The organism is uncultured Thiocystis sp., from assembly GCF_903866365.1.
GTDB lineage: Bacteria > Pseudomonadota > Gammaproteobacteria > Chromatiales > Chromatiaceae > Chromatium.
On record NZ_CAIPNF010000496.1, the window covers coordinates 1 to 3,080 of the forward strand.

Sequence of the window (3,080 nt, forward strand, 5' to 3'; positions counted from 1 at the left end):
ACACCTCAGAGTCTGTTTAAAAAGTTTTCCTAATTAGATTAAATGGTTGCGGTTACGCTCTCCACGCGTTTAAGGCACAAACTAGGTTTCCGTCGGTGCCATGTTCAGGAACCATATGTAATTCAATGAGAACTTTTTGAACAGACTCTCAGCCTGGCCAACATGCTGGAGGTAATGATCCGCGATTATTCCCGCCGTTATCCTGTCCATGGATTCAATCAGCAGGATGCGTCACGTCATGGCTTCAACCGTTGAAGGCCGCAACGAACCCACGACCCGCGCCGAACCGATCAATCCCGCCCTACATTAGAGATGATCATAGCGTCAGACATCTCCGTCAGTGAGTCAATCTCCGCAAAGATTTAACGCAAAAGGAGCGATCTGTTGATCAAATCATTACGTGCTCGACTATTTTTCTGGATGCTGGGCGGTAGCGGACTGCTGTTTCTACTCGCCTTCGGAACCATCGCCACGCTCGCGCAGAACAACGCTCGCGATCAAGCCTTGGCGCTGGTGCGCGACATGGGCGATACCTACGCCAACCGGATCGAAGCCGAGTTCGCGCATTCCTACGCCGTGGCGGAATCGCTGGCCCTGGCGGTGTTCGCCATCCACCAACGGCAGCCCGAGCGCGCCGTTGCCTCGGCGGTCAACCAAGCGGTGCTCGAAGCCAATCCGCAACTCATCGGCCTGGGTTCCTACTGGGAGCCGAATGCCTTCGATGGACGCGACCGCGAATTCGTCGGCATCGCGCCGGAACACGATCAGAGCGGTCGTTACCTCCCGTACTGGAACCGGGCGAGCGGAGCGGTCGCCGTGGAGCCGGTCACGGAGTATGAGACCGCGGATTGGTACAACATCCCCAAGCAACCCCGTCAACCCTGGGCGAGCGAGCCCTATGCGTTTCCCATCGGCGGGCGCCCGGTCATGATGGTTTCGCTGATGGTGCCGATTCTCGGCGAGGGGCGTTTCCTGGGGTCGGTCGGTGCGGATTATCCGCTCCAGGCGCTTCAGACCATCCTGGCCGAGGTGCGGCCGTTCGGTTCCGGCCAAGCCAGTCTGCTGTCCAACGCGGGCCTGTATGCCAGCCACCCCGACAGCGCCCGGCTGGGACAGGCGGCGCACGACCTGCCGGCGGAGGCACTGGCGGCGATCCAACAGGGACGGTCTTACGAGTTTGTCGATGGCGCCGGTTCGATGTCGCTGGTGCGCCCGATCACACCAGGCAAAGCGCAGAATACCTGGGCGTTACTGCTCACGTTTCCCCTGGACGCGGCCTTGGTCGAGGCGCGCCGGATGACCTGGCTCGCCGCCTTGATCGGCAGCCTGGGGTTAGTGATCCTGGCCGCCGTGATCTGGCCACTGCTCACCCGGTTGCTGCGCCCCTTGAAGACACTGGCGCAAACCCTGTCCGACTGGGAGGGGGATGTCACCCAGCAATTAACCGTCGCGCGCCAGGACGAAATCGGCGTCATCGGAACGGCCTTCAATACCTTCATGGCGCGTCTACGCGAACTGGTGCTGGCCATCGCTCGGGAAAGTCGCCACCTGGACGCCACGACTCAGGAACTCATTGGCGCGACCGAGGCGGTGGTCCAGCATTCGCAACAACAGCTTGAGGCGGCGGGCCAGATGCAACGGGAGATGGACGACATCGCCCAGTCCATCGTCGAGGTGGCTCAACAGTCGGAGCAATTGCAGGAACTCGCGCGGAACACGGGGCAGTTGACCGCGAGCGCCGCCAACACCGTCAATCGCACCGCCGAGGACATTGGGCAGATTGACCACACCATGCAGTCGGTGGCCGCCGGCGTCCAACGGCTGGACGATCGCTCGCGCGAGATTGGCACCATCGTCAATGTCATCCGCGAGATCGCCGATCAGACCAATTTACTGGCGTTGAATGCCGCCATCGAGGCGGCGCGCGCCGGGGAGCAGGGACGCGGCTTCGCGGTGGTCGCCGACGAGGTACGCAAACTGGCCAATCGGACGGCCCAGGCCACCAGCGAAGTCACCGAGACGATCAGCACCATCCAGCAGGAAAGCGCCCAAGCCGTGAAAACGGTGGGGGTGACCTCGGCGCAGATGAATCGCGGTGTCGCCCTGTCGCGGGAGGCCGCCACGGCCATCGAAACGATTCGTCTACACGCGGAGGATATGCTGAGCCGGGTCTCCGCCGTCACCCAGCAAGCGCATCAGCAATCCGCCACCAGTCAGGCACTGTCCGACAACGTCGACAGCATGGGCACGCTAGCCAGGAAGAACGACCAGGACATTCTTCTGGCGCAGGCGGGCGTTCAGGGACTAGCGGAACTGGCCAGCAAACTCAATGGGTTGGTCTCCCGGTTTCGGGGTGTCGACGGCGGGTAAAGCGCCGCCGTCAAAACTCGGTGGCGCGGCCGCCTGGATTGAGGAGGCGATGGTCGAAGTTAGCCCGACAGGCTCTCCATCCGGATCCGCATCACCGCTCCCCGCACCGAGTCCAGCGCCTCGATCCGCGCGATGGCTTCGTTCATCCGGCCCTCGATCACCCGATGGGTGAGCATCACCAGCGACACATGGGACTCGCCCTCGCCCGGCTCCTTCTGCTTGATGGCCTCGATGCTGATCCCCTCCTCGCCCAGGATGCTGGCGATGCGCGCCATGACGCCCGGCTGGTCGAGCGCGGACAGACGCAGATAGTAGGAGGTCTCGATGTCCTCCATCCGCAGCACCGGCGTATCGACCAGTTCATCGGGTTGGAAGGCGAGATGGGGCACGCGGTTGCCGGGGTCGGTGGTCAGGGCGCGCACCACGTCGACCAGATCGGCGATCACGGCGGAGGCGGTCGGCAGGGCGCCCGCGCCCGCGCCGTAGTAGAGAGTCGGGCCGACCGCATCGCCCTTGACCAGCACCGCGTTCATCACGCCATCGACATTGGCGATCAGACGACGCTCCGGAATCAAGGTCGGGTGGACACGCAGTTCGATGCCGCCCGGCGAGCGCCGCGCGATCCCGAGATGCTTGATGCGATACCCCAGCTCGGCGGCATAGGTGACATCCAGCGCGCCAATTTTGGAAATGCCCTCGGTAAAGCAGCG

Annotated in this window: 2 protein-coding genes; one reads left to right on the forward strand and one right to left on the reverse strand. The window is 62.9% G+C overall.

Annotation, left to right across the window (positions count from 1 at the left end; all coding sequences use genetic code 11):
• Positions 1 to 384: 384 nt before the first annotated feature.
• Positions 385 to 2,370 (forward strand): methyl-accepting chemotaxis protein, encoded by a 1,986-nt coding sequence (locus tag QZY07_RS26840; protein WP_295409461.1) that lies wholly within the window; start codon positions 385 to 387, stop codon positions 2,368 to 2,370.
• Positions 2,371 to 2,429: 59 nt separating this feature from the next.
• Here QZY07_RS26840 and QZY07_RS26845 read toward each other — a convergent pair.
• On the reverse strand, positions 2,430 to 3,080 hold a 651-nt coding region (locus QZY07_RS26845; RefSeq protein WP_295409464.1), incomplete at its 5' end, for a homoserine dehydrogenase.